At 48.1% G+C, this 1,095-nt stretch carries 1 protein-coding gene; it reads left to right on the plus strand.

Features of this window, described 5'->3' with window-relative positions; translation table 11 throughout:
- A partial coding sequence (locus GC130_RS28745) for a hypothetical protein (RefSeq protein ID WP_193218013.1) occupies positions 1–1,095 on the plus strand: 1,095 nt, incomplete at both ends.

The raw sequence follows: 1,095 nt of genomic DNA on the forward strand, positions 1-1,095 counted from the left end.
GCTGCTTTGGCGCTGTCGACTGATCCTGAAACAATCAGCAACCTTGAGCCTGATACTTACGATATCACTATCACCGACGAAACAACTGGTTGTGTATCCACAACATATCAGGTTACTGTCGGTCAGGATGGTACTGAGCCTACCATCAACCTGGTAAGTGTTACTGCCGACAACTTCTGCACTGGTGGAAACGGTACTATTCAGCTGGAAGTAACTGCGCCTGATCTCGACGAATCAAACTACACTTTCGACTGGTATCAGGGTGTAGGTGTGACTGATCCTTTCACGCTGGCTGAAGGCTCCCCAGGCAATGGCCCTATTGCAGGTGTAGCCGGAACAGGCAACGGTGGTGGCGATGAAATCACAGGACTTAGTGCTGGTTTCTATACCATAGTGGTCACTGCTTCAGGAACTGCTGCCGATGGCGTCGGCTGCTCAGACCAAATCGTGGTAGAAGTGCTCGATGATCCTTATGAGCTTACTATTTCCAATACTGCAGTAACTGACGTAGCTGATTGTACGCCGGACAACGGCATCATTGATGTCACTGAACTTACATATACTTCAGTAGAAGATGGAGCCACAACTATCACCGCAGCTGGCCTTAGTGATGCCAACCTTACCTACAACGTGTATGACAATGCTGCCCTGACCGTTAATGCAAATACATTAACTATTACTGGCGCTGCTCCTACTTTCACTTCTTTGGCTCCTGGAACTTACTATGTAACTGCCCAATTTACAGGCGGTGTCATCGCTCCCGGATGTGTGTCTCCTGCTGTGCAACTTGAAGTGTTGGATAATGGAACCGCTCCTACTGTAGCCATTGTACAAGATCAGGCTAACACCATTTGTGATCCTAATTTTGGCGCTCTTGAGGCAGACGGTCAGTTAACAGCAACTGTCACCGGAGACGCTGATGACAACTATACTTTCCAATGGTACAAAGGCCCAACTGGTAATGTTGGTGCGAGTACCGCTCTGGCAGATGCCATGGTTATCAATGGCTCTACAATGGATATTGATGAATCAGGAATTCGTACTTCGGTTCTTAGCTTTGTGGAGCAAGGCAACTATTGGGTTCAGGTCACTGAC

The organism is Imperialibacter sp. EC-SDR9, from assembly GCF_902498805.1.
In the GTDB taxonomy this organism is placed as follows: Bacteria; Bacteroidota; Bacteroidia; order Cytophagales; family Cyclobacteriaceae; genus Imperialibacter.